The following is a 26,143-nucleotide window of genomic DNA, read 5'->3' as shown; positions in this document are numbered from 1 at the left end:
TACGACCCGGCGCAGCCCGCGGCGAGCGATCACACCGGACGTATCAGACCGTGAACCCGAGGGCGCGCAGCTGTTCCCGCCCGTCCTCGGTGATCTTGTCCGGGCCCCACGGCGGCATCCAGACCCAGTTGATCTTCATATCCTCGACCAAGCCGCTGCGCACCAGGGCATTGCGGGACTGGTCCTCGATCACATCGGTGAGCGGGCAGGCCGCCGACGTCAGCGTCATGTCGAGGATCGCGGTGTCCTCCTCCAGCCGCATGCCGTAGACCAGGCCGAGATCGACGACGTTGATCCCCAGCTCCGGGTCGACGACGTCGCGCATCGCCTCTTCGAGATTCTCGAGCTGCTCCATCTCCTCGGCGGAGAGCTGCCGCTCGTCTGCGGGTGTCTCACTCATGACGTTCACCGTTTCCCATCACGCGCTTGGCCTCCTCTGCTGAGGTTATCCGGACCACGGCGTCCTTGAACGCCATCCAGCCCAGCAGCGCGCATTTCACGCGCGCCGGATACTTCGACACACCCGCCAGCGCGATCCCGTCGCCGAGCACGTCCTCGTCGCCCTCGACGGTGCCACGGCTGGAGATCATCTCGTTGTAGGCGTCCACGACCTTCAGCGCCTGCTGCACCGGCATGCCGATGACCTGGTCGGTCAGGATCGAGGTGGCGGCCTGGCTGATCGAGCAGCCCTGGCCGTCGTAGGACACGTCGGCGACGTCACCGTTGTCGTCGATGTGGACGCGCAGGGTGACCTCGTCGCCGCAGGTCGGGTTGACGTGGTGCACCTCGGCACCGAACGGCTCCCGCAGCCCGCGGCGGTGCGGGTGTTTGTAGTGGTCCAGGATCACTTCCTGGTACATCTGCTCCATGCGCATGTCTTATGCAACTCCAAAGAACTGCTGAGCCTTCCGCACGGCGGCGACCAGCGCGGCCACCTCGTCGAGGGTGTTGTAGGCCGCGAACGTGGCCCGCGCGGTGGCCGGAATGCCGAGGCGGCGCATCAGCGGCCACGCGCAGTGGTGGCCGACGCGGATCGCGACGCCCTCGTCGTCCAGGATCTGGCCGACGTCGTGCGCGTGGATGCCGTCGACCACGAACGACACCGCGCCGCCGCGGCCGACGTTCTCGACCGGGCCGACGATCCGTACGCCGTCGATGGCGCCCAGACCCGCCAGCGCCGCGCCCACGAGCGCGTGCTCGTGCGCCGCAACGGCTTCCATGCCCAGCCCCTCCAGGTACCGCACCGCCGCGGCCAGCCCGATCACCTGCGAGGTCATCGGCACACCGGCCTCGAACCGCTGCGGCGGCGGAGCGTAGGTGGTGCCCTCCATGGTGACCGTCTCGATCATGGACCCGCCGGTGATAAACGGCGGGGTCTCCGCCAGCAGCGCGCGGCGGCCGTAGAGCACGCCGACGCCCGAGGGGCCGAACATCTTGTGCCCGGAGAACGCGGCGAAATCGACGCCGAGTTCGCGGAAGTCCACCGGCATGTGCGGCACCGACTGGCAGGCGTCGAGCACCGTGAGCGCGCCGACTTCCTTTGCGCGGCGGACCATTCCGGCGACATCGGTGATCGCACCGGTCACGTTGGACTGGTGGGTGAACGCGACGACCTTAGTGGCGCGCGACAGTTCGAGCGAATCGAGGTCGATGCGGCCGTCGTCGGTGATGCCGTACCACTTCAGCGTCGCACCGGTGCGGCGCGCGAGTTCCTGCCACGGAACGAGATTCGCGTGATGCTCCAGCTCGGTGATCACGATCTCGTCGCCCGGGCCGACGTGGTAGGGGAACCGGTCGTCGGCGAAGGAGAAGGTCACCAGGTTCAGCGATTCGGTCGCGTTCTTGGTGAACACGATCTCGTCCGCGTCCACGCCGACGAAGCGGCCGACATCGGCGCGCGCCGCCTCGTAGGCGTCGGTCGCCTCCTCCGACAGCTGGTGCGCACCGCGGTGCACCGCCGAGTTGTGGGTCGTCAGGAAGTCGCGTTCCGCGTCGAGCACCGACAGGGGGCGCTGCGAGGTCGCGCCGGAGTCCAGATACACCAACGGTTTTCCGTCCCGGACCGTGCGGTTCAGGATCGGGAAATCGGCCCGCACGCGGGCCACGTCGAGGGTGTGCGATGTGGACACCGTAGCGGTCATATCAGGCTCCAGCGGTAGCGGCATGGGGGACGGTCGGCGGAGCCGACGGGGTGGGTGAGCCCTGAGTGAAGCGCACGTAGCCGTTCGCGTCGAGTTCCTCGGCGAGTTCGGGCCCGCCCTCGGCGACGATGCGGCCGCCCACGAACACGTGCACGAACTGCGGCTGGATGTAACGCAGGATGCGGGTGTAGTGGGTGATCAGCAGGACGCCGCCGTTCTCGCGCTCGGAGTAGGCGTTGACGCCTTCGGAGACGATGCGCAGCGCGTCCACGTCCAGACCCGAGTCGGTCTCGTCGAGGATGGCGATCTTCGGCTTGAGCAGACCCAGCTGCAGGATCTCGTGGCGCTTCTTCTCACCGCCGGAGAAGCCCTCGTTGACCGAGCGGTCGGCGAAGGCCGGGTCGATCTCCAGCTCGGACATCGACTGCTTGACCTCCTTGACCCAGTGCCGCAGCTTCGGGGCCTCACCCCGGACCGCGGTGGCGGCGGTGCGCAGGAAGTTCGACATCGAGACGCCCGGGACCTCGACCGGGTACTGCATGGCCAGGAACAAGCCCGCGCGGGCGCGCTCGTCGACCGACATCTCCAGCACGTCCTCGCCGTCCAGGGTGATCGAGCCCTGGGTCACCGTGTACTTCGGATGCCCGGCGATGGCGTAGGACAGCGTCGACTTGCCGGAGCCGTTGGGGCCCATGATGGCGTGCGTCTCACCGGATTTCACGGTCAGGTTCACGCCCTTGAGGATCTCCTTGGTCTCCTCTTCGGGCGTGGTGATCTCGACGTGCAGATCCTTGATTTCGAGGGTGGTCATGTAATTCCTTGTCTGAGTCTGGTCCCGGCGTTCGCCGGGATGGCGGGGCGGCGACCCGGGACGACGAACAGGGCTAGGCGCCGACGGCGGCGAGTTCGGCCTCGACGGCCGCCTCGAGCCGCTCCCGGACCTCGGGAACCGCGATCTTCTGGATGATCTCGTGGAAGAATCCGCGCACGACCAAGCGCCGCGCGGCCTCCTCCGGGATACCGCGGGCACGCAGGTAGAACAGCTGCTCGTCGTCGAAGCGCCCGGTGGCCGAGGCGTGTCCGGCGCCCACGATCTCGCCGGTCTCGATCTCCAGGTTCGGCACCGAGTCGGCGCGGGCGCCGTCGGTGAGCACCAGGTTGCGGTTCACCTCGAAGGTGTCGGTGCCCTCGGCCGCCGCGCGGATCAGCACGTCGCCCACCCACACCGTGCGGGCGTCACCCTTCGACGACCGCGGATCGCCCTGCAGCGCACCCTTGTACAGCACGTTCGACTTGCAGTTCGGCACGGCGTGGTCGACCAGCAGCCGCTGCTCGAAGTGCTGGCCGTCGTCGGCGAAATACAGGCCGAGCAGTTCGGCGTCGCCGCCCGGGCCGTCGTAGCGCACGGTCGCGGTCAGGCGCACCAGATCGCCGCCCAGGGTGACGTTGGTGTGCCGCAGCGTGGCATCGCGGCCGAGCTTGGCGTGGTGGGCGGTGGCGTGCACCACGTCGTCGGCCCAGTCCTGCACCGCGACGACCGTCAGCTTGGCGCTGTCGCCGAGCACGAATTCCACGTTCTCCGCGTAGGTTCCGCTGCCGCGCTGGTCGATGACGACGGTGGCGACGGCGAAGTTGCCGAGGCGCACCTGAAGGTGACCGTAGGCCGTCTTGCCCGCACCCGGGCCGGTGACGGTGACCGTGATCGGCTCGGCCACCTCGGCCTCCGCGCCGACCGTCACGACGGTCGCCCGCTCGAAACCGGAATAGGCCTGGGCGGCAACGCGATCGGCGGGCACACCGCCCGCACCGAGCCGGGAGTCGGCGCGGTCCACCGTCTCCACGGTCACCCCGGCGGCGGGCGTGACCTCGACGGTCGTCTCGCCGTCGCGCACCGCGCCGCCGTCGTGCAGCCCGCGCAACCGGCGCAGCGGGGTGAACCGCCAGGCCTCGTCCTTGGCCGAGGGCACCTCGAAGGCGTTCACGTCGAACGACGTGAACACCTCGCCCTTGTTGAGCGCCGGGGATTTCGCTTCCCCGGCTGCCACGACATTCGGCTCCGCCGAGGGGGCGACATTCTCGACCGGCATCAGCCGACGGCTCCTTCCATCTGCAGTTCGATCAGGCGGTTCAGCTCCAGCGCGTACTCCATCGGGAGTTCCTTAGCGATCGGCTCGACGAAGCCGCGCACCACCATCGCCATCGCCTCGTCCTCGGTCAGGCCGCGGCTCATCAGGTAGAACAGCTGATCCTCCGACACCTTGGAGACCGTGGCCTCGTGGCCCATGGTCACGTCGTCCTCGCGGATGTCGACGTACGGGTAGGTGTCGGAGCGGCTGATCGTATCCACCAGCAGCGCATCGCATTTCACGGTCGATCGGGAGCCGTGCGCGCCCTTGTTGACCTGGACCAGGCCGCGGTAGGAGGCCCGGCCGCCGCCGCGCGCCACCGACTTGCTGATGATGGTCGAGGAGGTGTGCGGCGCCAGGTGCAGCATCTTCGCACCGGTGTCCTGGTGCTGGCCGACCCCGGCGAACGCCACCGACAGCACCTCGCCCTTGGCGTGCTCGCCGGTCATCCAGACCGCCGGGTACTTCATGGTGACCTTGGAGCCGATATTGCCGTCGACCCACTCCATGGTCGCGCCCGCCTCCGCCTTGGCCCGCTTGGTGACCAGGTTGTAGACGTTGTTCGACCAGTTCTGGATGGTGGTGTAGCGGCAGCGGCCGCCCTTCTTCACGATGATCTCCACGACCGCGGAGTGCAGCGAGTCGGACTTGTAGATCGGCGCGGTGCACCCCTCGACGTAGTGCACATAGGCGCCCTCGTCGACGATGATCAGCGTGCGCTCGAACTGGCCCATGTTCTCGGTGTTGATCCGGAAGTAGGCCTGCAGCGGGATGTCGACGTGCACGCCCGGCGGGACGTAGATGAACGAACCGCCCGACCACACCGCGGTGTTCAGCGCGGAGAACTTGTTGTCGCCCGCCGGGATCACCGTGCCGAAGTACTGCTGGAAGATCTCCGGGTGCTCACGCAGCGCCGTATCGGTGTCGAGGAAGATGACGCCCTGGGCCTCCAGATCCTCGCGGATCTGGTGGTAGACGACCTCGCTCTCGTACTGCGCGGCGACGCCCGAGACCAGCCGCTGCTTCTCCGCCTCCGGGATGCCCAGCTTGTCGTAGGTGCTCTTGATGTCCTCCGGCAGGTCGTCCCAGGTGGCGGCCTGCTTCTCGGTCGAGCGCACGAAGTACTTGATGTTGTCGAAGTCGATACCGTCGAGGTTGGAACCCCAGCCCGGCATCGGCTTGCGGTCGAAGATGCGCAGCGCCTTCAGGCGGGTGTCGAGCATCCAGTCGGGCTCGTTCTTCTTGGCCGAGATGTCGCGCACGACGTCCTCGGACAGGCCGCGCCGGGCGCTGGCGCCCGCGACATCCGAGTCGGCCCAGCCGTAACCGTACTTGCCCAGGGACGCGATGGTCTCCTCCTGGGTCAGCGGCTGCACCTGGTCGGCGGTGGTCGTCATTCGGCACTCCTTCCGGAGTCGTTCGTATTCGCCGTTGCGGGCTGTGCAACGGTTCGAGGGGCGTTCGTTGAATTTGTCTTCCCGGCCACATTCCCGGCATGCCCGGCCACATTCCCGGCATGCTTTTCGCCGGGATCATTGGGCAGGACGAACAGCGGCACGTGCGTGGTGCAGGCGCAGTCGCCGTTGGCGATGGTCGCCAGCCGCTGCACATGGGTGCCCAGCAGCTCGCGGAACGCCTCCAGCTCGGCGGCGCACAGTTCCGGGAACTCCTCGGCCACGTGGGCCACCGGGCAGTGGTGCTGGCAGATCTGCACGCCCGCACCGACCTTCCGGGTGGATGCCGCGAAGCCCGCCTCGGTGAACGCCTCGGCGATCTCCTCGGCCTTCGCGGCGGTGGATTCCGGCGTGTGCCGGGCCAGTCTGTCGATTCCCGCGACGATCGTGCCGACCCGCTGGCGGGCGAAGGCGGCGATCGCGGAATCCCCGCCGAGCTCGCGCAGCTGGCGCATGGCCGCACCGGCGAGATCGTCGTAGGCGTGACCCAGGCGGCCCCGGCCCGCGGCGGTGAGCTGATACTGCTTGGCGGGACGGCCGCGGCCCTGCTGCTGCCACGGCGCCGAGCGGGTCGCGCGGGCCTCCCCGGATTCGATCAGCGCGTCCAGGTGCCGCCGCACTCCGGCCGGGCTCAGTCCCAGCCGCTTGCCGATGGCGGTCGCGGTGATCGGACCCTCCTCCAACAGCAGCTGGACGACGGCCTCCCGGGTGTGCCCGTCACCCGCGGGCGCCGCGGGCACGGCAGTGTTCCGGGCGCCCTTGCGGCGCCCGGTGCCTGCTTCCGTCCGCAAACCCACGGTTTTCACAACATCAGTGTGACGGAATTCCTTCCCGCATTCTAGTAAGGGTCACCTGAGTTGACCTGCCGCGAATGCCGATCGCGCCGTCACCTGGCGATTGCCGGTGTGCGGCGGGCCGATCGCCCGGCCCCCGAGCAGGGCGGCCGACGCCGTGAACGACCCTCCGCCGCAGGACATTCCGGCCCCGAGCCGCCGCGATCGATGTTTGCCCCGGTATTCGCCGGGCCCCGGCCCTCCGCCGCGATCGCGCCGACTGCGACAAACCCCACAGTTCACGGCGCATAACGAGGTTTGATAACGAAACGGCCGCCGGCAAGCAATCGGCGCCACCACCGGGGAGGCGTCCCGCGTCGGCGCGCCCGCGAACTAGGCTCAGTGCTCGTGGTGGCATTGGAGGACGCGCGGCGCAGGATCATCGAGCTGGGGCGCCGGGCCCTGGGCCTGGACGTCCCGGCCGCCGACCACACCATCGCGGTGCTGCACACCGTCGAGACCGAGGTGCCCGGACTCGATCCGCGGGAAACGGTGCAGTTCAAGCGGATTCGGCTGCTGGGCGCCACCGGATCGGTGCTGATGGCGATCAGCGCGCTCGGGGTGGCCGCGCAGCCGGTGGTGCAGAACCCGGTGTCGGGCGTGCGGGTGATCGGGGTGTTCGCCCGCTGGCAGACCTCGTCGCTGGCGCTGTGCATGATCGGCACGGTGCTGGTGGTGCTGGCCTGGCTGCTGCTCGGGCGGTTCGCGGTCGGCGGGCTGGGCCGCTCGCCGCGGCACCGGCTCAGCCGCTCGCAGCTGGACCGGACGCTGCTGCTGTGGATCCTCCCGCTGTCGGTGGCGCCGCCGCTGTTCTCCAACGACGTGTACTCGTATCTGGCGCAGAGCGAGATCGCCGCGCGCGGGCTCGACCCGTACGAGGTGGGCCCGGCGACCGGGCTCGGGCTGCACAACGTCCTCACCTACAACGTCCCCAACATCTGGCGCGATACCCCGGCCCCGTACGGCCCCCTGTTCCTGTGGATCGGGCGCGGCATAGCGCATCTGACCGGCGACAACATCATCGTCGGCGTCTGGGCGCACCGCCTGCTGGCGCTGGCGGGCGTCGCGCTCATCGTGTGGGCGCTGCCGCGGCTGTCGCGGCGGTGCGGCGTGGCGCCGGTGAGCGCGCTGTGGCTCGGAGCCGCCAATCCGCTGGTGCTGTTCCATCTCGTGGGCGGCGTGCACAACGACGGCCTGATGCTCGGCCTGATGCTCGCGGGCATGGAATTCTGCCTGCGGGCGATCTCGCGCGGGAGCCGGGCCTCGATCGACATCGGGCCCACCCGGCTCCTGCGATGGCTGGGCATCACGACGCGGTTCGACCGGCGGGCATGGACGCTGCTGATCTTCGGCGCCGTCGTGATCGCGCTGTCGTCGACGGTCAAGTTCACCTCGATCATCGCGCTCGGATTCGTGGGCATGGCGCTGGCCCGGCGCTGGGGGCGCGGGCTGCGGCCGATCATCGGCGCCGCGCTCGTGCTGGGCGTCATCGCCGTCGTGACAACCGTCTTCGTGGCCTACGCCAGCGGGCTCGGGTTCGGCTGGACCCACACCCTCGGCACCGCCAACGCGGTCCGCAGCTGGATGTCGCTGCCGACGGCGCTGGGCATCGTCACCGGATTCGGCGGCGTGCTGCTCGGCCTGGGCGATCACACCACCGCCCTGCTCAGCATCACCCGGCCGATCGCGGCGGCGGTGGCGGGGTTCATCACCCTGCGCATGCTGGTGGCGACCTGGATCGGGCGGCTGCATTCCGTTGGGGCCCTGGGTGTTTCGCTGGCGGCGATCGTGCTGCTGTTCCCGGTGGTGCAGCCGTGGTATCTGCTGTGGGCGATCGTGCCGCTGGCCGCCTGGGCGACCACCTCGGCCTTCCGCGTTCCGGCCGTGGTGTTCTCGGCGGTGGTGAGCGTGATGCTGATGCCGCGCGGCGCGGACTTCGGCGTCTTCCAGATCATCGAGGCCGCGGTCGCGGTCGTGATCGTGGCCGTGGGATTCATCGTGCTCACCCGGAACGTGCTGCCCTGGCGGAACCCGGCGGGGGTGTCTGCTCGGTCACAGCCGCCCGCCGCTTACGGTGTCTCATCGTGACGTCGCAAACTGCCGTTCAGCTGGACGGCGTCGTGAAACGCTTCGGCGACACCACCGCCGTGGACGGGATCGGGTTCGAGGTGCGGCGGGCGGAGGTGCTGGCCCTGCTCGGCCCCAACGGCGCGGGGAAGACCACCACCGTCGAGATGTGCGAGGGCTTCATCGTCCCCGATGCGGGTTCGGTGCGGGTACTGGGCCTCGATCCGATCGCCGAGTCGGATCGGCTGCGGCCGCGCATCGGCGTCATGCTGCAGGGCGGCGGCGCCTATCCGGGGTCGCGGGCGGGCGAGATGCTCGATCTGGTCGCCTCGTACTCGGCCGAGCCGCTCGATCCCGACTGGCTGCTGAACACCCTCGGCCTGCAGGACGCGCGCCGCACCCCGTACCGGCGGCTGTCCGGCGGGCAGCAGCAGCGCCTCGCGCTGGCATGCGCGCTCGTGGGGCGCCCGGAGATGGTGTTCCTCGATGAGCCGACCGCCGGCATGGACGCCCAGGCACGGCATCTGGTGTGGGAGCTGATCGACGCGCTGCGCCGCGACGGCGTCGGCGTACTGCTGACCACGCATATGATGGACGAGGCCGAGCAGCTCGCCGACCGCCTGATCATCATCGACCACGGGCGTATCGTGGCCGCCGGAACGCCCGCCGAGGTCACCTCCACCGGCGCCGAGGGGCAGCTGCGTTTCACGGCCCCGCCGAAACTCCGGCTCGGCCTGCTGCGGGACGCACTGCCGGAAGGCTTCTCCCCCTGCGAGACCTCCCCCGGCTCCTACCTGCTGCGCGGCGACATCACCCCGCAGGTGCTGGCCACCGTCACGGCCTGGTGCGCACGGATCGACGTGCTCCCCACCGACATCCGCATCGATCAGCGCCGCCTCGAGGACGTCTTCCTCGAACTCACCGGCCGCGAGCTACGCGGATGAGCCACTCGCGCAGGCGCCCACCGCACGATCGGAGGACCGTAGTGACGACCGAGGCCGCTGACCGGTTTCCGGCGGGCACGTTTTCCCCGGCCCCGCGCCCCGCGCCCCGCGCCCCGATGCTGGCCGCGCAGACGCGGATGGAGCTGGTCCTGCTGCTGCGCAACGGGGAACAGCTGTTGCTGACCATGTTCATCCCGCTCACGCTGCTGATCGGATTGACGCTGCTGCCGCTGGGCAGCCTCGGCGACGATCGGGTGAACCGGGTCGTTCCGGCGGTGATGATGGTGGCGATCATGTCCACCGCGTTCACCGGGCAGGCCATCGCGGTCGGGTTCGATCGGCGCTACGGCGCGTTGAAACGCCTGGGCGCCACCGCGTTACCGCGCTGGGGCATCGTGGGCGGGAAGTGCGCCGCGGTGCTGATCGTGGTCGTCATGCAGTCGATCCTGCTGGGCGCCATCGGATTTGCGCTGGGCTGGCGGCCCTCACTCGGCGGGCTGGCCTTCGGCGCGCTCGTGATCGCCCTGGGCACAGCCACTTTCGCCGCCATGGGCCTGCTGCTCGGCGGCACGCTGAAGGCCGAGATCGTGCTCGCCCTCGGCAATATCCTGTGGTTCGTCATGCTGGGCACCTCCAGCTTGGTGTTCGCCGCCGACGACATCCCGGGCTGGCTGAGCATCCTCGCTCGGCTCATCCCCTCCGGCGCCCTCGCCGAGGCCCTCGAACAGGCCATGCACCTCAGCGTCGACTGGTACGGGCTGATCGTCCTGGCGGTGTGGGGCGTCGTCACCGGCGCGCTGGCCGTGCGCTGGTTCCGCTTCGAGTAGGTCAGGACGCCCGCAGCGGGCCGATGAACGTGCCCGGGCGGGTGGCGGCGTCCTGGGCCCCGGCCTCGCGTGCCGCGAACTACCCCTTGCGCCCGGTGAATTCGTCCATGGAGTGGTACACACCGACCGCGTTCAGGTAGAAGTCGCGCACCTTCAGCGGCAGCAGGCCGGAGATGGCGCGGTTGAACCGGGAGGTCCAGGGCATGACGACCAGCGGCGAACCCCTCTTCATCTCCGTCCACGCGGTATCGACGGCGGCATCCTGTTCGATGATCGGGGTGAACCAGAAACCCTTGGCGCCGTCGAACATTCCGGTGTTGATGTAGGTCGGGCAGAAGGTCGTGACCTTGACGTGGTCGTTGCCGGACTGCTCGAGTTCCAGGCGCACCGAATCCGACCAGCCCAGCGTCGCCCACTTGGATCCGGCGTAGACGCTCATGCGCGGATTGGCCACCAGCGCGGCCGAGGAGGCGATGGTCAGCACCCGGGCCGGCGTCTTCCGCGACACCATCGCGGGCAGGAACTCCAGCGTGATGTACATGGGCGCGAGGGAATTGATCGCCACCGTCTTGTCGATGTCGGAACGGTTTCCGGTCTCCCAGAAGTAGCCGTTGCCGCGGACGATCCCCGCGTTGTTGACGAGCACGTCGATATCGCCGATCTCCTCGCGCACCGTCGCCGCGGTTTCGGCGATGGCCGCCGAGTCCGACACGTCCACCACATGGCGGTGCACCCGGCTGCCGCCCAGTGCCGCGAGTTCCTCGGCGGTTTCCTTCAGCGCCGTCTCGTTGACGTCCCACAGCACCACATCGGCGGCCCGCTCCCGCACCGCCCGTTCGGCGAAGGACTTGCCCAGCCCCATCGCGGCGCCGGTGATCAGCACCTGCTTCCCGGCTACCGTGTCCATACCCATCACTACCCCTGTCATGACGCGTCCCATGAATTATTTGAACATCAGTGTTAGCTTAACACTGATGTTAGATTAATATGATCCACGCGCGTGCTGTCGAGACCGGCACCGTCGAGCAGGGAGGAGTCACAAGTGCCGCGTGACACCGTGGCCGCATCTCACAGCGGCGCCCGCCGCGGGCGGCCGCCGCAGACCCGGGAACAGGCCGACGAGGCGCGGGCGCGCATCGTGGTAGCGACCGCCGCGGTGTTCACCGAGCACGGCTCGCGCGGCCTGAGCGTCGCGCGCATCCTGGAGCGGGCGGGCATCTCCCGGCCCACCTTCTACCGCTATTTCGCCAATGCCGAGGCGCCGCTGCACGTGGTGCTGACCGCCTCCAACGAGGGTCTGGTCGGCGGTATCCGCGCCGCGCTGGAACGCTCCGACGAGCCGGTCCAGCTCGGCATCGGGATCATCGACGCGTATCTGGACTGGGCGCGCGGGCACGGCCCGATGCTGCGGCCGGTTTTCGCCGAGCTGCACGATCCGACCTCGCCCGTGTCGACCTACCGGGAGAAGGCCTTCGACGATATTCGCGCCCTGGTCCGCGCGAAGTTCGGCGCGCTCGAGCGCCCGCTGCCCAGCCCGCTGGACCTCGACACGGCCCTGCAGGTGTGCGAGTTCGTCGTGTACCGGGTCTCGGCCGCGGCCGGTCCCGGCGGGGAACCGGCGCCCGGGGAGGTGGCCGCGGCGCGGCTGACCATGATCCGCAGCGTCGTGGTCACCCTGGGCCGCCGCGACGACGTCCGGCAGGCCCTGGAACTGCCGGGAATCTTCGAGTAGAACTCCCCGCTAGTCCAGATACACCGGAAGCGACGCGTGGCCGTTGGAGATGAAGCTGGCCACCGGCGCCAGTTCCGAAGGCTCCGTGGCGAATCGGACGTTCGGGAACCGCTCGAACAGCGCCGGGAGCGCGACAGTCGCCTCCAGTCGCGCGAGCGGCGCGCCGAGGCAGTGGTGCGCGCCGTAGCCGAAGGCCACGTGCTGGTCCTTGGTCGCGCGATGCACGTCGAAGCGATCGGTGGTGTCGCCGTGCACCTTCGGGTCCCGGCTGGCGCCGGCGTAGGACGCGAGGATGGCGTCGCCCTTCGGAATGCGGTGGCCGCCCCCGACGTCGATGTCCTCGACCGCGTAGCGCAGCGGCAGATGCGCGACCGGCGCCTGGTAGCGCAGCGTCTCCTCCACCAGATCCGACCACGGCGCCTTGCCGGACACCACGTCGGCGCGCTGTTCCGGATGCGTCAGCAGCGCGAATATCGCCTGGTCGAGCAGGTTGACCGTGGTCTCGTGCCCGGCGTTGATCACCAGCATCAGGGTGTCGACCATCTCCTTCTCGGTCAGCCTCGACCCGTCGTCGTCCTTGGTGGTGATCAGGACGCTGGTGATGTCGTCGCCGGGCCGTTCGCGGCGGTAGGCCACCAATTCGCTGACCAGACCGAACATCTCGACGTAGTTGGCCTGCGCCTGCTCGGGCGTGAACGAGGTGTCGAAGAATCCGTCCACGCACTTGTGCATCGGCGGGCCGAGGTGCTCCGGCACGCCCATCAATTCGGTGATCGTGCGGATCGGCACCGGGTACGCGTATCCGGCGCGCAGGTCCACCGGCGCACCGGCCGGCGCGGCCGCCAGGTCGTCGAGCAGGCTCGCGGTGATCTCCTCGATCCGGGGACGCAGCGCCGTGGTCCGGCGGTGGGTGAAGGCCGGGGACACCAGCTTTCGCAGCCGCCGGTGCTCGGGACCGTAGGCCGTGAACATGTTGTCCACCGCCACCCACGGCAGCAGCGGCCACGCCTCGGTGATCTCGCCGTTGATGAACGCCGCCCAGTGTTGACGCGGATCCTTGGAGACCCGGGGATCGGTCAGCAGGCTCCGCAGCACCGCCTGATCGGTGGCCGACCAGGCGGGCACGCCGCCGGGCAGGATCACCTGGGCCACCGGCCCCTGCTCGCGGATCCGGGCCGACTCGCCCTGGATGTCGGCTCCCGTCAGGTCCAGAACAATCGGATCATGCGCCATCGGATGCTCCTTACGCCAGATGCAACGGAGGGGAGGCCGGGAAGGTCACCGGCAGCGCGGCCATCGCCCGGTGGAACGGGCCGGGCCGCCAGGTGATATCGCTCTTGGATCCGGCCAACCGCAGTTCGGGCAGGGCGTCGAGCAGCTGATCGATCGCGTCCTGGGCGACCAGGTACGCCACCGACCGGGCCGGGCACGCGTGCGGACCGGCGCTCCACGCCAGGTGGGAACGGTTGCCCGTGCGGTCGCCGCCCGCGATCGCGGGATCGTTGTTGCACCCGGCCAGGCTGATCACGACGGGCTGGTGCGCGGGTAGCCAGACGTTGTCGATCAGGATGGGCTGGCGCGGATAGGTGATGGAGAAGTTGGCCATCGGCGGGTCGGTATACAGCACCTCGTCCAGCGCGTCGCGGGTGGACATGCTGCCGCCGAGCATGCCGCCGCCGAACCGGTCGTCGGTCAGCATCAGCAGCAGGGTGTTGCTGATCAGGTTCTGCATCGGCTCGATGCCCGCGCCGTAGAAGCTGATCAGCTGGTAGAGCATCTCCTCGTCGGTGAGCTCGGCGGAGTGGTGGGCCAGGCGCGAGGTGACGTCGTCGCCGGGTTCGGCGCGCCGCATCGCGATCAGCTCCATCAGCGCCTCGGACAGGTGCTGCATGCCCCAGGCCGCGTTCACCGTGTCGAACAGCGCGGCCATGCCATTGGCGACCCGCTGCCCTATATCGGCCGAGCAGCCGACCATCCGGTTCAGCGACTCGAACACCAGCGGAAACGCGTACTGCGTCAACAGATCCGCCGAACCGGACTCGCAGAAGGTGTTGATCAGCGGGACCGCGATCGACTCCACCGTCGCGTGCAGCGCGTGCAGGTCGATGCCGTCGATCGCCGACACGTAGGCCTGCCGGTAGCGCGCGTGCGTGGACCCGGAGTTGCGCAGGGCGTTGGGGTACCACTGCATCATCGGCCGCACCGGGCAGTCCTCCGGGACCGTGTCCTGCCAGCTGCGCGGATCGGCGGGGAAGTGCTCCGGATCGTTGAGGATGCGCAGCGCGGTGCGGTAGCCGACCACCAGTGTGGCCGGGACGCCCGGCGCCAGCTCGATGGGCGCCATCGAGCCGAACTGCTTGCGCATGGATCGGTAGAAGCCGTGCGGGTCGGCGGCGAATTCCGGTGTGTCCAGCAGGGTGCGGGGACCGTCGGAATCGATGGGAGACCCCTGGACCGGACAGAATCCGGTCGTGACTATCTGCGGGCCGGACGACACAGGAAATTCACCTCACAACCATTGCAGCACAACAGGCTTCGCCGATCGTCGACCGGGAAGTAGATCCTTAGCCACCGAAAGAACCGGGCGGCCGTCCCAGATTAGCAGCAGGGTTCTGAATTCTCTGCGGAATGCCCAGCGGCCCTGCGGAACTCGCATCCGACAGGGCCGCTAACCACGAAATATGTTGAGCTGCTATGGATTGCGGGAGGAGGTGAGCACCCGATCGGCCCGGGGTGCCCGAGCGAATTTCAGTGTGCCGTCCGCGATCCGGCCGAACCGGAATGTGGGGATGTCGCGCAGGTAGTTCATATACAGCCGCCACGGCCTGCGGTCCCCCGCCGCCGGGAGCCGGTCGGCCGCGCGCAGTACATAGCCGGGGGTGAACCCGGCCATGAACGCCGCCGTGCCGATCGACGGGTCCCGGACCGGGGTGGCGCTGGCGTAGCCGTGCGCGTCCAGGTACCGCAGCAGGCGAACGACGTACTCGCACACCAGGTCCGCCTTCAGTGTCCACGAGGCGTTGGTGTAGCCGATGATATAGGCGAAGTTCGGCACGTCAGACAGCATCATCGCCTTGTAGGCCATGGTCTTCGGCAGCTCCACCGCCGCCCCGTCCACCGTCATCCGCACGCCGCCGAAGATCAGCAGGTCCAGACCCGTCGCGGTGACCACGATGTCGGCGTCCAGCTCGGCGCCGGACGCCAGGCGCAGGCCGGTCTCGGTGAACGTGTCGATCCGATCGGTCACCATGTCCAGACGGCCCTTGCGGATGGCCCGGAACAGATCGCCGTTGGGCACCAGGCACAGGCGCTGGTCCCACGGGTCGTAGCTCGGAGTGAAGTGGGTGTCGATGTCGTAGCCCTCGGGCAGCCAGCGCTGCTGCAGGCCCCGGATCCAGTTCCGCATGCGTTCCGGATAGCGTTGCGACAGTTGGTAGATCGCGGTGCTGAAGGCGATGTTCTTGGCGCGGGCCAGCGAGTAGGCGGCCTTGGCGGGCAGCAGCTTGCGCATGCGCTCGGCGAAGTCGTCGCGCGCCGGGGCGGAGAGGATATAGCTGGGCGAGCGCTGCAGCATGCTGACCTGCGCACCCAGCTTGGTCAGGGCAGGGCCGAGCGTCACCGCGGTGGCGCCCGACCCGATGAGGACGACCCGCTTGCCGTCCACGTCGAGATCCTCGGGCCACTGTTGCGGGTGCACGACCGTGCCGCCGAACCGGTCGAGGCCCGGGAACCGCGGTGTATAGCCCTGGTCGTAGCGGTAGTAGCCGGAGCAGCAGAACAGGAAGTTCGCCGTGAGCGTGACCGTGTCGCCGGTGTCCGACCGCTGCGCGGTGACCGTCCACCGCTGTTCCGCGGACGACCAGTCGGCGCGCCGCACGCGGTGCCCGAACCGGATGTGCCGGTCGATGCCGCCCTCGGCCGCCGTCTCCCGGACGTAGGTCAGGATCGACTCGCCGTCGGCGATCGCCTTGTCGCCCAGCCAGGGACGGAACCGGTATCCGAGGGTGAACATGTCCGAATCCGAGCGGATGCCCGGATACCGGAACAGATCCCAGGTGCCGCCGATGGCGTCGCGCGCCTCCAGGATCGTGTAGGTCCGCCGCGGAAACGCCCGCTGCAGATGGTGAGCGGCGCCGATCCCGGACAGTCCGGCGCCGACGATGAGCACGTCGACGTGCTCGGACGTACTGGTCATGGCCACGCATCCTTCGATGGACGGATCCCGCACCTGCATCTACTCCAGCGTATCCACGAAGGATACGTTTCCGAATCGGCCCGGGGCCGGAGAATGCGGAGCATGTTCTCCGCATCGGCGCTCACGCGCGCAGCCCGCTCGCCCGCAGCACGCGGCGGTCGATGCCAGCGCGAATGGCCTCCTCCGTCCCGATGACGCGGACGTGGTGGCGGGCGCGGGTGATGGCCGTGTAGAGCAGTTCCCGGGTGAGCAGCGTGGATTCGGGGCCCGGCAGCACCACCGAGACGGTGCCGTACTGGCTACCCTGGCTGCGGTGAATGGTCATGGCGTAAACGGTGGTGACGCCCGGGAACTGCGTCGGGTGCACCAGGTACGGCTCGGTTCCGCGCTGCAGCGCCGCGCGCAGCGAACCGTCGGTGTCGCGGACGATCACGCCCGTGTCGCCGTTGTAGATGCGGGCCTCGTGATCGTTGGCGGTGACCAGCAGCGGCTGCCCCGGGAACCAGTGGCCCGCACCGGGTTCGGCGCCGATGCCCGCGGCGGCGACCCAGCCCGCGGCCAGCCGATCCCAGCGCTCGACGCCGAACTGGCCCTGCCGGTGCGCGCACAGCAGCCGGTGCGATTCCATCGCGGCCAGTGCCGCACCGGCCGCGCCCCGCTCCGCGGCCGCCGTCGTTTCCCGGGCGGCCCGCACGACGTCGCCGCGGACCGCCGTCGTCTCCTCGGTCGGTCGCAGCGACAGCTCGTCACCCCCGTCGGCCAGCAGCGCGAGGGCGGTATCGGCATCACCCGCGCGCACCGCGAGCGCCAGTTCGGCGATCCGGCCGCCGAAGCGACGGCCGCGCGTGAGGCGAATGATGCCGCCGCGCAACCTGTCCTGTTCGCGGGCGCTCAGCGCGTCCGCGCGAGCCGGGCCGCCACCGGTGCCCAGCACTTCGTCGAGGACCGGATTGGGCTGTGCCGCGACGGGCCCCGCGACGAGGTCGGCCAGGACGGCGCCCGCGTCCACCGAGGCGAGCTGGTCCGGATCCCCGACCAGGACCAGCCGCGCGTCGGGCCGGACCGCGGGCAGCAGGCGGCTCATCATCGTCAGCGACACCATGGATGTCTCGTCGACGACGATGATGTCGTACGGGAGGCGGTTGAATTCGTGGTGGCGGAAGCGGGTGACGCCGCCGCGCTGCCAGCCCAGCAGCCGGTGCAGGGTGGCGGCCGTCAGCTCCGGCAGCGCCAGCTCGCCCGCCTGCTCGCGCACCGATTCCTGCAGGCGCGCGGCCGCCTTGCCGGTGGGCGCCGCGAGCGCGATCCGCAGCGCGGGCGCATTCGGCACCACTCGTTGATGCGCTACCAGCAGCGCCAGGATGCGGGCGATGGTGTGGGTCTTGCCGGTGCCCGGGCCACCGGCCACCACGGTGGTCCAGTGGGTGGCGGCCAGCGCCGCCGCCACCCGCTGGCGGTCCAGCGGATCACCGGAGCCCGCGGTCTTCGGGAACAGCCGATCCAGTTGCCGCCGAACGGTTTCCGGGTCGACGAGCGGGTGCGATGCGGCGCGCTCGGTGAGCGCGTGACGGATCGTCTGCTCCTGCCGGTAGTACCGGTCCAGGTACAGCAGCGGCCCGGCGCCCTCGGGTTCGATCAGCCGCAGCGGCCGCAGCGGACCGGCCGGGCTCCCGGTCACCAGCGGGCTGGCCCGTAGCGCCGCGAGGACCGCGTCCCCGTCCGGCCACGGCAGCGTCGCCGGATCGATCGCGTCGGGATCGCCGTCGGCGTCGAATCCCTCACCGTCCACGCCGATTTCGTGCATGCGCCGCAGCTCGAGGCAGACCGATCCGGACCGCACCGCCCGCACCGCCAGCGCGGCGGCCAGCAGCACCGGCTCGGACTCCTCCCGTCCCAGCCTGCCCAGGCGCAGCGCGACGTGTACGTCGGCGGCGGACAGCACGCCCGCGGCGTTGAACGTCCGCAGCAGTCCGGTGGCCCGCTGTGCCCGTTGGATAGCGGTCACCGGCCCTCCCCCGCGGCTGCCGGCAGGCGACCGGCGAGCAGGTCCGACAGCTCCGCCACCAGCGCGACGGGCGGATCCCAGTCGAATACGCCGCAGCCGGGCGGGGTTTCGGGGCCGATCATGCCGCGCACGAACAGGTAGCTGATGCCGCCGAGGTGCCGGTCGGGCGCGTAATCGGGCAGGCGCCAGCGCAGGAATCGGTGCAGGGCGGCCGAATACAGGATGGCCTGCAGCGGGTAGTGCGAGCGCATCATCTCGGCGGCCATGCGGTCTCGGGTGTAATGGGCGACGGTGAGGTCCTCGGTGCCCAGGCGATTGGTCTTGTAGTCGACCACGACGAATCGCGGGCCGGGCACCCGCAGCACGGCGTCGATACTGCCGGTGAGGTAGCCCCGCAACACGCTGTCGTCGATGGTGTCGAGCTGGTCGGGGTAGGCGGCGAACGGGTCGTCGGCCGCCAGGTGCCTGCGCAGCAGCGCCGCGACGGCCCGCAGCGTGACCCGCCCGGCCCGTGGCGTGTCGCCTCCGGCCAGGGGCAGTTCGAAGTCCATCTCGTTGAGCCGGTCGCGGCTGGGTATCGCGGCGAGGCTGCCCCCTCTGAGCGGTGTGTGCATTACCGCCAGGAGCGCGTCGGCGAGGGCGTCCGGATCGATGTCGGCCATCAGCTCGTCGATGGCGTGGACGCAGCGGGCCCGCACCTCGGTCGCCAGGTCGGGCGCGTCGGTGTCCACCATTTCCAGGACGCCGTGCACCAGCGTGCCGAACTCGGCGCCGTAGGGCAGGTCGTTCATCAACGACGGTGCGGCATCGGCGATTTCGCTCTCCGAATCGAAGTCGACGGGCGCGGCCGGTTCGTCGGAGCCCGGGGTCTCCTCGGCGGCGACGTGGGCATCGTGCGCGCCCGCCGTCAGCGCGGAATACGAGGTGCGGCGCCAGTCGGGGTCGACGACGCGGTCGAAGGTCGCGACCGCCAGCTCTCCCGCCTCGGACTCGCCGCGATCCCACCGCGGCCGCACCGCGGGCGCCTTCGTCACGGGTTCGATGGCGACCAGGCCGGGCCCGGCCGACCCGGCCCAGGCCGAAAGCTGTTCCAGCACGGCGGGATCCGGGGCCACCTCGCATTTGCCGGGTACCTCGGCGCTGCCCGGCATCCGGCCCAGCATCATGCGGTGCAGCGGCGCGAACGCGGTGCCGTAGGCGGGCGCCCACCACGCCACCACCTGGCTCTGCGCCCGGGTCAGCGCCACGTAGAGCAGCCGCAGTTCCTCCCCCGCCTCCTCCGCCTCGCTGCGGCGCTTGCGCTCGCCGTAGCCGGGGGCCTCCGGGCCGCCGACATCCAGCACACGGTCCGGACCGTCATGGAACAGCAGCGTCACCGGATTCGGGTTCTTCGCGCTGTCCCACGCGAAAGGCACGTACACGACCGGGAACTCCAGGCCCTTGCTCGCGTGCACGGTGGCGATCTGCACGGCGGCGGCGTCGCGGTCGAGACGGCGGCTGCGGTCGGAGACCGCGCCCGACGCCGGGTCGCGCACGCGGTCGGCGAGCCAGCGGGTCAGCGCCGTCAGGCCCAGCGACTCCCGCAGCGCCACCCGGTCCAGCAACTGCGCGATGTGGCGCAGGTCGGTCAGCTGCCGTTCGCCGCCCGCCACCGCGAGCAGCCGCGGCGCGAGCTCCGTTTCGGCCGAGAGCTTCTCGAAGACCGCCGCGAATCCCGAGCGGGCGAACAGCCGGGCCGACTCCCGCAGCTGCTGGCTCAGCCTGCCGACCAGATCCGCACCGCCCGAGTCGATCTCGAGGGCCGACAGGCCCAGCAGCGGCGTCACGGCGGCCAGACGGACCCGGTCCGCCCGATGCGGTTGTTCCAGCGACCGCAGCAGCCACAGCCAGTCGACGGCGCTCTGGGTGCCGAAAACACTGGCGCCCCCGGCCAGTACGGAGGCCACGCCCACCTTGTCCAGCGCGGCGCGCACGAGGTCGATCTGCGCGCGGGTGCGCACCAGCACCGCGATATCGCCGGGGCCGAGGGGATTCTCATCCAGATGCGTGCCCGAATCGAGCAGGCGCACGATGTCGGCGGCCAGATCGTCGGCCACGCGGGCGCGCTGCCTGCCGACCGCGGGGAATCCGGCGCCGTTGCGGGGACCGGCGCCCGCCCGCGGCAGCAACCGCAGACGCAGCGGGATCGGCGGTTCGACGGTCCCGGTCAGCCGGGTGTGCGGGCGGACCGCGGCGACGGGCGCCACGGTGATCTCCTTGTGGCCCAGGGCGGCACCGGCCATCAGGTGTTCGAGCGCGCCGAGCAGGCCGGCGTCGCTGCGCCGGTTGGTGGTCAGCTCGCGGCGGGTGTCGGCGTGTGCCACGGCGTCCAGATAGCTGAGGACCTCGGCGCCGCGAAACGCGTAGATGGCCTGTTTCGGGTCGCCGACCAGGACGAGGGTCGCGTGGCCGTGGAAGGCGCGCCGCAGGATGTCCCATTGCAGGGGGTCGGTGTCCTGGAACTCGTCGACCAGCGCGACCCGGTAGCGCTGGCGGATGCGACGGCAGGCGCGCTCGCCGTGCTCCGGGTCGGCCAGCACGTCGTGCAGCAGCACCAGCAGGTCGTCGAAGTCGCGTAGGCCCGACAGCCGTTTGCGCCGTTCGGTTTCCGCACGCACCGCCGCCGCGAAGGCGACGCGTTCCGCGGCCGGGTGGTCGCCGATCTCCTCGTCGGGCACCAGCCGGGCGTGCCGGTCCTGCACCGCCGCGGCGGCGAGCTGATGCGCCTCCTTCACCGAGAACGGCGGGCCGCCGCGAGCATAGCGGGCCAGGAACAGGTCGTCGGCCACGGTGGCGACCAGGTCGTCGACGTTCTCGACCAGGCGCACCCGCGGATCGTGTTCCCCGGCCAGCCCGAGTTCGTCGAGCATCCGCTGGCAGAAGCTGTGCGTGGTGGCGATGGTGCCGGAGTCGAAGTCCGACAGCGCCGACAGCAGCCGCGCCCGCCGCCGCCCGACCTCCGCCGCCTCGGCGCGAGCCAGGTGCCGAATCAGCTCGTCGTCGCTGCCCCGGGCGGCCTCCGCGGCGGCCAGCGCCGCCGCCACCGCCACGAACTTGTCCCGCGTCCGCTCCCGCAGCTCCTGCGTGGCGGCCCGGCTGAACGTCACCAGCAGCAACTCCGAGATATCGACCCCGGCCTCGGCCACGAACCGCACCGCGAGCCCGACGATCGCATACGTCTTCCCCGTCCCCGCACTCGCCTCCAGCACGGTCGTCCCCGCAGGCAGCTCCCCGCACAACTCGAACCGATCCCCCACGCCCCCAACACTTCCCGCAGCTCCTGCCGGCTCCCGCGCCCCCGCCCGCGCCTCGGACAGGTCGCGCGAACCATCGACGAGTTCGGGAACCGCGTCCTGCGCACCATCAGGCGCCGACGCTGCAGGCTGCACGCCCTCGGAGGGCAGCGTCGACAACTGGTACTCCTCCTCTGCGGCAGCGGGCGCCCCGGGCGCGCTCTCGCTTCCCGCACCCTCCGCGTGTTCTCGCACCCCTTGCGGGGCCTCGGACCGGGTGCGAGAGCCGGCAGGGCGTGCGGGAACCGGGTCCGCTGCGGTGGGGAGGCGGGTGGCGGTCGGATCGGTCGAAGGTGCTTCGGGCGGCTGTTCGGGGTCCGGCGTCGGCTCGTCGAGGGCGAAGAGGTCCTCGGTCGGGTTCGGGGGAGCGTCGTGGTGTTCGACGGGGGGAGTGCGAGGGCGGCGGCGTGGGGGTGGGAGCTGGTCGAGGTCGGTGAGAGAGAAGAGTTCGTCGGTCATGGCTGCCCCTGGGATTCGCAGGCGAGCAACGGGTTCCACAGGCGGCGGGACAGGGCGCCGAAGCGGGTGGTCTCGCCGGTGGGGTCGGGTTCGGGCAGGGGGGTGTCGAGGTGTTCCAGCCGCGGGGCCGGGCCCCAGACGTAGCGCAGGTAGCGGTCGGTGTGGTCGCCGAAGGCCTTGGGGCCGTTGGGGCCGCCGAGGAACTCCTGTTCCGCCGCCAGCAGCGCGTCGTCGGCGCTCGCGCCCTGGCAGCGCCGCTCGGCGTACACCGACGAGGCCGTCGGCGCGATCGGCAGCGGCTCGACCAGGCCCTCGTCACGCAACTCCGCCAGCTCGCGCAGCATCGCCTGCGCCGCGGCGGCATTGGGCGCGGTCAGCGTGGAACGCCAAGCGGGACGGCCGAATCGGCCGCGGCCGATGGTGACCGCCCGCCAGGTCTGGTTCCGTTCGGTGGTGGCCAGGGCGAGCACCCGCACCCAGGCGGCGATCCGATGCTTCGGGGCCAGCCGGGAGAAGGTGGTCCGCACGATGGCGTCGTCGTGCACGTCGGGCACCGTCCCACTGAGCAGCCTCCCGTCGCCCAGGTCGGCCGCGATATCGATGGTGCGGGAAGGAATTTCGTGGATCGGCCGGGCGACGCGCACCAGCCGGTCGACGGTGTCCTCCACCTCGGTCAGCACCGCCGCGCCGAGCCCGAAGGGCGGCAGCGTGCCGCGTCGCCACTCCGCCGCCCGCAGCGCCGCCGGATCGGCCCCGGTGAGCCGGGCCGCCAGCATGCGCTCGCCCATATTCCACTTGGTGAGCCCGTCGAGTTCGATCGGCAGCCGCTCGTCGATCTCCTCCGCCTCCTCCGGCACCCGGATGCCGAGCCGCTGCCACAGGAACGCGCGCACCGGATGTTCGACGAAGGACACCAGTTCCGCCAGTTCCACATCCGCGCGCACCGCGGCGGGCAGCGGCTCGGGCAGGAAGGCCACCCGCTCGCGCGCCGGGCGGCTCGCGGCCCGCGCGCCCGCCAGCGCCGCCGTATCGAAGCTGAACGGCCGCACCGGGTCGAAATTGCGACTGTCGAAGGCCTGCAACGGATGCCGGGTGAGCACCCCGTCGAGGCCACCGGCGTGCGCGCGCAGCACGTCCAGCAGCTCCGCGACCGGTATCGCGGGCGGCCGGTAGGCGCCGGTGACCGGATCCGCGCCCGTGTGCAGGAGCACCAGCCGCTCCCCCGCCGCCATGATCGCGTCCAGCAGCAGCTGCCGGTCTTCGCTGCGCGCATCGCGCTCGCCCGCCCGCGGCTCGCGCGCCAGCACGTCGTCGCCGTCGGCGCCGCCGGGGCGCGGGAACACGTCGTCGTCGAGCCCGAGCAGCACGACCACCCGGTGCGGCACCGACCGCAGCGGCGCCATCGTGCACACCGTCAACTCCCCGGTGCGGAAGTTGGCCCGCAGAGCCCGCCCGGCGAGGCGGGACTGGAGCAGCGCGGCGATGTCGGTCAGCCGCAACGGAATATCGCCCCCGTGGTCCAGAGCCGAGGTCAGCTCCCGGCGCGCCTGCACCGCCTGCCACGTCTGCGCGTAGGTGACGTCGGTGAGCAGATCCAGCGCGCGGGCCAGCACCTGTGCCCACTCGCTCGCCGGCCGCGGCGATCCGGCGGGCTCGCCGGGCGTCGGCCCGCGCAGGTCGCGCACGCACACCGCGAGCCGGTCGGTGAATTCGGCGAACCGCCCGGCCAGGTCGACGTCGCCCGAGTCGACGTCCTCGAGCGGCAGCGCCAGATCCAGCCAGTCCTCGGAGGATTCGCCCGCCGTGACGCCGAGCAGGATGCGGTCGACGGCGGCGTTGAGCGTGTTCTGGGCGAAGTCGCCGAGCCCGAACGCCTGCCGCTGCCGCTGCCCGATACCCCACCGCGCGCCGGTCTCGGCGGCCCACTCCCGCAGCCGCTCGATATCGTCGTCGTCGAACCCGCAGCGCAGCCGGACCGGTTCGGCCGCGGCGAGATCCAGCACCTGGGTGACCGTCACCCGCCCGTCCGCCAAGCCGAGCAGTCCCTCCAGCACGGCCAGCACCGGGTTGGCGGAGCCCTGCGACCGGTCGGCCATGCGGACCCGCAGCCCGTGCGCCGGATGTGGCGCCCGCCCGCCGGTTTCGCTCTGCGACTGACCGAACGCCGCCCGCACCAGCGGCGCGTAGCTCTCCACGTCCGGGCACATCACCACCACATCGCGCGGCTCCAGCGAGGGGTCCGCGGCGAACAGCCCCAGCAGCACATCGCGCAGCACCTCCACCTGCCGCGCCGGACCGTGGCAGGAGTGCACCTGCACGGTCCCGTCGGCCGCGATCGCCTCGGCGGGCGGCCACACATCCCCGCGAATCCCGCCCTGCAGCGCGGAAAGCACAGTGCGCGAACCCGTTTCGCCGTACGCGGAGTGGTAGTTGTCGATGACCGGCCCGAGTGCTCGCAACCGCTGCTGCAGCTCCCGCACATCCCGTCCGAGAGCCGCCAGCAATGGATGCCCCACCACCAGCGCGCTGTCGTCGAGGGCCCGAGGCAGCCCGATCGACCCCGAAACATCCTCCGTTCCAGTGGAATCGGTGTGGTCACCGTCGCGCGCACCGTCCGGCAACGACTCCAGCTCCGCCCACATCCCCGGACTCGGGTGCACCACCCACAGGTGCACGTCGCGACCCTCCCCCAATGCGGACAGGACCGCCAACTGGTCGGCGGTGAGGCGCGTCACGCCGAAGAACGAGATCCGTGGCGGAAGATCGACGGTCGACGGCTCGGACCGCAGTCGCGCGCAGGCGGATTCGAGCCGTTCCGCCGGGCTGGGGCTGTCGATCTCCGCGCGCAGGCGCCGCCACAGTTCGGGCTGCCAGCCCAGGTCCTCCGGCAGCGGCGACCCGCAGCCGTCGGTGTCCGCACCGGCGGTCCAGTCGGCGATCAAGGTGGGACGCTGGGTGGCGTAGCCGTCGAACAGCGCCGCGATCCGCGCCGCGGTGGCGAACCGGCGCCCCGATCGATGGGTCCCGCCGTCCGTCCCGGCGCCGAGGTGACGAGCGGGCACCACACACCACGGCTCGGACACGGACGCGTCCAGCACCCGCAGCAACGCCCACACCACTCGTTCGGGCACCCACGGATCGTCCTGCGCCGATACCTCGCTCACACCGGCGAGTACGGTCGCCACCAGCGACGACGGCGATGGATAGTCGATATTCGCCGAAACCCCGTCGCCCGCGGTAGCGCCCAGCACGGCCGACAACCGCTGATTCAGCCAGCGCTCCACGCCCTTCGCGGGCACCGCCACCACCTCGCCGGTGAAGGGGTCCGGCAGGGGCGCCGACAGCAGGGTCGCCAGCGCACCGGCGAGCGTGTCCGCACGCTCGGCTCGGTGGATGTGCAGCGCCATCGGCCGCCTCTCGCTCGCTGGTCCGTCCCTGTTCCGCCCGGATGCCTCGTGGTTGCCTGTCGCCGGCCGATCCTACAAACCCCCGGACCCCATCCCCCGCCGCGACTCGGACTTCCGGCGACATACCCGCCGGTCCTCTTTCGGTTACCCCACCGCACAGTCGCTGACCACCGCTTTGGCCGAAATTGCCGGAAGCACCAAATTACCAGCAACACAACCGAATCGCCCATCATGCCCGGCGGTCTCCGATGACCGCATTTCGCCCCCGCGTGTCACACCGGATGCCGCGGTGTGATGTGCCACAGTGCTCGGCGGGGAGGTAACGGGAGAGCGGTATCGAAAGGCTGGTTCGGTTCATGTCTGCGACGGTGATTCCCCTGCTGCCGAGATCCGGCTTCACGGTCCGCCGGGTCGGTGACCGCTGGGAGCTGGTCAATTCGCGCCACTACGGCCGCGCCGCCGTCCTACACGCCTGGCCCCGCGACGCGCACGCCGAGGCCTTCGCCCACTGCTACCGGCTCAACGGACGCAGCGTCGAGGATCTGCTCGCCGCATTTCACTGAAACCACCGCATCGAAAAGCGGTGCGGCCCAACCACCGCCGCCGCTAGCACACCGGGCG

The 26,143-nt window shown here is 70.5% G+C and carries 19 protein-coding genes; 5 read left to right on the top strand and 14 right to left on the bottom strand.

Annotation, left to right across the window (positions count from 1 at the left end; all coding sequences use genetic code 11):
* Positions 1–43: 43 nt before the first annotated feature.
* The 7 genes from ACYVLQ_RS30350 to ACYVLQ_RS30320 form a co-directional block, all read right to left on the bottom strand.
* Positions 44–400, bottom strand: a complete 357-nt coding sequence (locus tag ACYVLQ_RS30350; RefSeq protein ID WP_460700961.1) for a metal-sulfur cluster assembly factor — start codon at positions 398–400, stop codon at positions 44–46.
* Positions 393–875, bottom strand: coding sequence for a Fe-S cluster assembly sulfur transfer protein SufU (sufU, locus tag ACYVLQ_RS30345; RefSeq protein WP_460700960.1), 483 nt, complete (start codon positions 873–875; stop codon positions 393–395). Before sufU ends, ACYVLQ_RS30350 begins: the two co-directional genes overlap by 8 nt.
* 3 nt (positions 876–878) lie before the next feature.
* Positions 879–2,141 carry a cysteine desulfurase gene (locus tag ACYVLQ_RS30340; RefSeq protein WP_460700959.1) on the bottom strand — a complete coding sequence of 421 codons (1,263 nt, stop codon included), beginning with the start codon at positions 2,139–2,141 and terminating at the stop codon, positions 879–881.
* Position 2,142: 1 nt separating this feature from the next.
* Positions 2,143–2,952, bottom strand: coding sequence for a Fe-S cluster assembly ATPase SufC (gene sufC / locus ACYVLQ_RS30335; protein WP_460700958.1), 810 nt, complete (start codon positions 2,950–2,952; stop codon positions 2,143–2,145).
* Positions 2,953–3,025: 73 nt separating this feature from the next.
* Positions 3,026–4,228, bottom strand: a complete 1,203-nt coding sequence (gene sufD, locus ACYVLQ_RS30330; protein ID WP_460700957.1) for a Fe-S cluster assembly protein SufD — start codon at positions 4,226–4,228, stop codon at positions 3,026–3,028.
* On the bottom strand, positions 4,228–5,664 hold the full coding sequence (gene sufB / locus ACYVLQ_RS30325; protein ID WP_460700956.1) for a Fe-S cluster assembly protein SufB: 1,437 nt from the start codon (positions 5,662–5,664) through the stop codon (positions 4,228–4,230). The genes sufD and sufB overlap by 1 nt, the downstream gene beginning before the upstream one ends.
* Positions 5,661–6,527 carry a helix-turn-helix transcriptional regulator gene (locus ACYVLQ_RS30320; protein WP_460700955.1) on the bottom strand — a complete coding sequence of 289 codons (867 nt, stop codon included), beginning with the start codon at positions 6,525–6,527 and terminating at the stop codon, positions 5,661–5,663. The genes sufB and ACYVLQ_RS30320 overlap by 4 nt, the downstream gene beginning before the upstream one ends.
* A gap of 375 nt (positions 6,528–6,902) precedes the next feature.
* Here ACYVLQ_RS30320 and mptB point away from each other — a divergent pair, with 375 nt between their 5' ends.
* The 3 genes from mptB to ACYVLQ_RS30305 are packed head-to-tail and all read left to right on the top strand — an operon-like array spanning position 6,903 to position 10,392.
* On the top strand, positions 6,903–8,642 hold the full coding sequence (gene mptB, locus ACYVLQ_RS30315; protein WP_460700954.1) for a polyprenol phosphomannose-dependent alpha 1,6 mannosyltransferase MptB: 1,740 nt from the start codon (positions 6,903–6,905) through the stop codon (positions 8,640–8,642).
* The gene (locus ACYVLQ_RS30310) at positions 8,636–9,565 is read left to right on the top strand and encodes an ABC transporter ATP-binding protein (protein WP_460701030.1); all 930 of its coding nucleotides are present in this window, start codon (positions 8,636–8,638) and stop codon (positions 9,563–9,565) included. The genes mptB and ACYVLQ_RS30310 overlap by 7 nt, the downstream gene beginning before the upstream one ends.
* Entirely contained in the window at positions 9,562–10,392 is an 831-nt protein-coding gene (locus ACYVLQ_RS30305) for an ABC transporter permease (RefSeq protein WP_460700953.1), read from the top strand. Before ACYVLQ_RS30310 ends, ACYVLQ_RS30305 begins: the two co-directional genes overlap by 4 nt.
* A 79-nt stretch (positions 10,393–10,471) precedes the next feature.
* Here the strand turns inward: ACYVLQ_RS30305 and ACYVLQ_RS30300 are convergent, their stop codons facing one another.
* Positions 10,472–11,305 (bottom strand): SDR family NAD(P)-dependent oxidoreductase, encoded by an 834-nt coding sequence (locus ACYVLQ_RS30300; RefSeq protein ID WP_460701029.1) that lies wholly within the window; start codon positions 11,303–11,305, stop codon positions 10,472–10,474.
* Positions 11,306–11,434: 129 nt separating this feature from the next.
* Between ACYVLQ_RS30300 and ACYVLQ_RS30295 the strand changes: the two genes are divergently transcribed.
* Positions 11,435–12,124, top strand: a complete 690-nt coding sequence (locus ACYVLQ_RS30295; RefSeq protein WP_460700952.1) for a TetR/AcrR family transcriptional regulator — start codon at positions 11,435–11,437, stop codon at positions 12,122–12,124.
* A 9-nt stretch (positions 12,125–12,133) separates the two neighbouring features.
* Here ACYVLQ_RS30295 and ACYVLQ_RS30290 read toward each other — a convergent pair whose 3' ends face one another.
* From ACYVLQ_RS30290 to recC, 6 genes are all read right to left on the bottom strand, one after another.
* On the bottom strand, positions 12,134–13,357 hold the full coding sequence (locus ACYVLQ_RS30290) for a cytochrome P450 family protein (RefSeq protein WP_460700951.1): 1,224 nt from the start codon (positions 13,355–13,357) through the stop codon (positions 12,134–12,136).
* A 10-nt stretch (positions 13,358–13,367) separates the two neighbouring features.
* Positions 13,368–14,621, bottom strand: coding sequence for a cytochrome P450 (locus ACYVLQ_RS30285; RefSeq protein ID WP_460700950.1), 1,254 nt, complete (start codon positions 14,619–14,621; stop codon positions 13,368–13,370).
* Between the two features lie 195 nt (positions 14,622–14,816).
* Complete coding sequence (locus tag ACYVLQ_RS30280; protein WP_460700949.1) at positions 14,817–16,319, bottom strand: flavin-containing monooxygenase; 1,503 nt, start codon at positions 16,317–16,319, stop codon at positions 14,817–14,819.
* 121 nt (positions 16,320–16,440) lie between these two features.
* The gene (gene recD, locus ACYVLQ_RS30275; RefSeq protein WP_460700948.1) at positions 16,441–18,324 is read right to left on the bottom strand and encodes an exodeoxyribonuclease V subunit alpha; all 1,884 of its coding nucleotides are present in this window, start codon (positions 18,322–18,324) and stop codon (positions 16,441–16,443) included.
* A complete protein-coding gene (locus ACYVLQ_RS30270; RefSeq protein WP_460700947.1) occupies positions 18,321–22,115 on the bottom strand; it encodes a UvrD-helicase domain-containing protein in 3,795 nt (1,264 codons plus the stop codon). Before ACYVLQ_RS30270 ends, recD begins: the two co-directional genes overlap by 4 nt.
* Positions 22,112–25,522 carry an exodeoxyribonuclease V subunit gamma gene (recC, locus tag ACYVLQ_RS30265; RefSeq protein WP_460700946.1) on the bottom strand — a complete coding sequence of 1,137 codons (3,411 nt, stop codon included), beginning with the start codon at positions 25,520–25,522 and terminating at the stop codon, positions 22,112–22,114. Before recC ends, ACYVLQ_RS30270 begins: the two co-directional genes overlap by 4 nt.
* A gap of 356 nt (positions 25,523–25,878) precedes the next feature.
* On the opposite strand from recC, the gene ACYVLQ_RS30260 reads away from it, so the two are divergent.
* Complete coding sequence (locus tag ACYVLQ_RS30260; protein ID WP_460700945.1) at positions 25,879–26,085, top strand: hypothetical protein; 207 nt, start codon at positions 25,879–25,881, stop codon at positions 26,083–26,085.
* Positions 26,086–26,143 lie beyond the last annotated feature (58 nt).

It is taken from the genome of Nocardia thraciensis (assembly GCF_054782435.1).
This window is presented reverse-complemented; position numbering and strand designations above follow the sequence as displayed.

Bases quoted from the DNA above. Each gene is read 5' to 3' on its own strand.
- ACYVLQ_RS30340 (WP_460700959.1), bottom strand. From the start codon at position 2,141: ATGACCGCTACGGTGTCCACATCGCACACCCTCGACGTGGCCCGCGTG.
- ACYVLQ_RS30350 (WP_460700961.1), bottom strand. From the start codon at position 400: ATGAGTGAGACACCCGCAGACGAGCGGCAGCTCTCCGCCGAGGAGATG.
- ACYVLQ_RS30270 (WP_460700947.1), bottom strand. From the start codon at position 22,115: ATGACCGACGAACTCTTCTCTCTCACCGACCTCGACCAGCTCCCACCC.
- ACYVLQ_RS30260 (WP_460700945.1), top strand. From the start codon at position 25,879: ATGTCTGCGACGGTGATTCCCCTGCTGCCGAGATCCGGCTTCACGGTC.
- recC (WP_460700946.1), bottom strand. From the start codon at position 25,522: ATGGCGCTGCACATCCACCGAGCCGAGCGTGCGGACACGCTCGCCGGT.
- sufC (WP_460700958.1), bottom strand. From the start codon at position 2,952: ATGACCACCCTCGAAATCAAGGATCTGCACGTCGAGATCACCACGCCC.
- sufD (WP_460700957.1), bottom strand. From the start codon at position 4,228: ATGCCGGTCGAGAATGTCGCCCCCTCGGCGGAGCCGAATGTCGTGGCA.
- ACYVLQ_RS30280 (WP_460700949.1), bottom strand. From the start codon at position 16,319: ATGACCAGTACGTCCGAGCACGTCGACGTGCTCATCGTCGGCGCCGGA.
- ACYVLQ_RS30305 (WP_460700953.1), top strand. From the start codon at position 9,562: ATGAGCCACTCGCGCAGGCGCCCACCGCACGATCGGAGGACCGTAGTG.
- ACYVLQ_RS30300 (WP_460701029.1), bottom strand. From the start codon at position 11,305: ATGGGTATGGACACGGTAGCCGGGAAGCAGGTGCTGATCACCGGCGCC.
- sufU (WP_460700960.1), bottom strand. From the start codon at position 875: ATGCGCATGGAGCAGATGTACCAGGAAGTGATCCTGGACCACTACAAA.
- sufB (WP_460700956.1), bottom strand. From the start codon at position 5,664: ATGACGACCACCGCCGACCAGGTGCAGCCGCTGACCCAGGAGGAGACC.
- ACYVLQ_RS30290 (WP_460700951.1), bottom strand. From the start codon at position 13,357: ATGGCGCATGATCCGATTGTTCTGGACCTGACGGGAGCCGACATCCAG.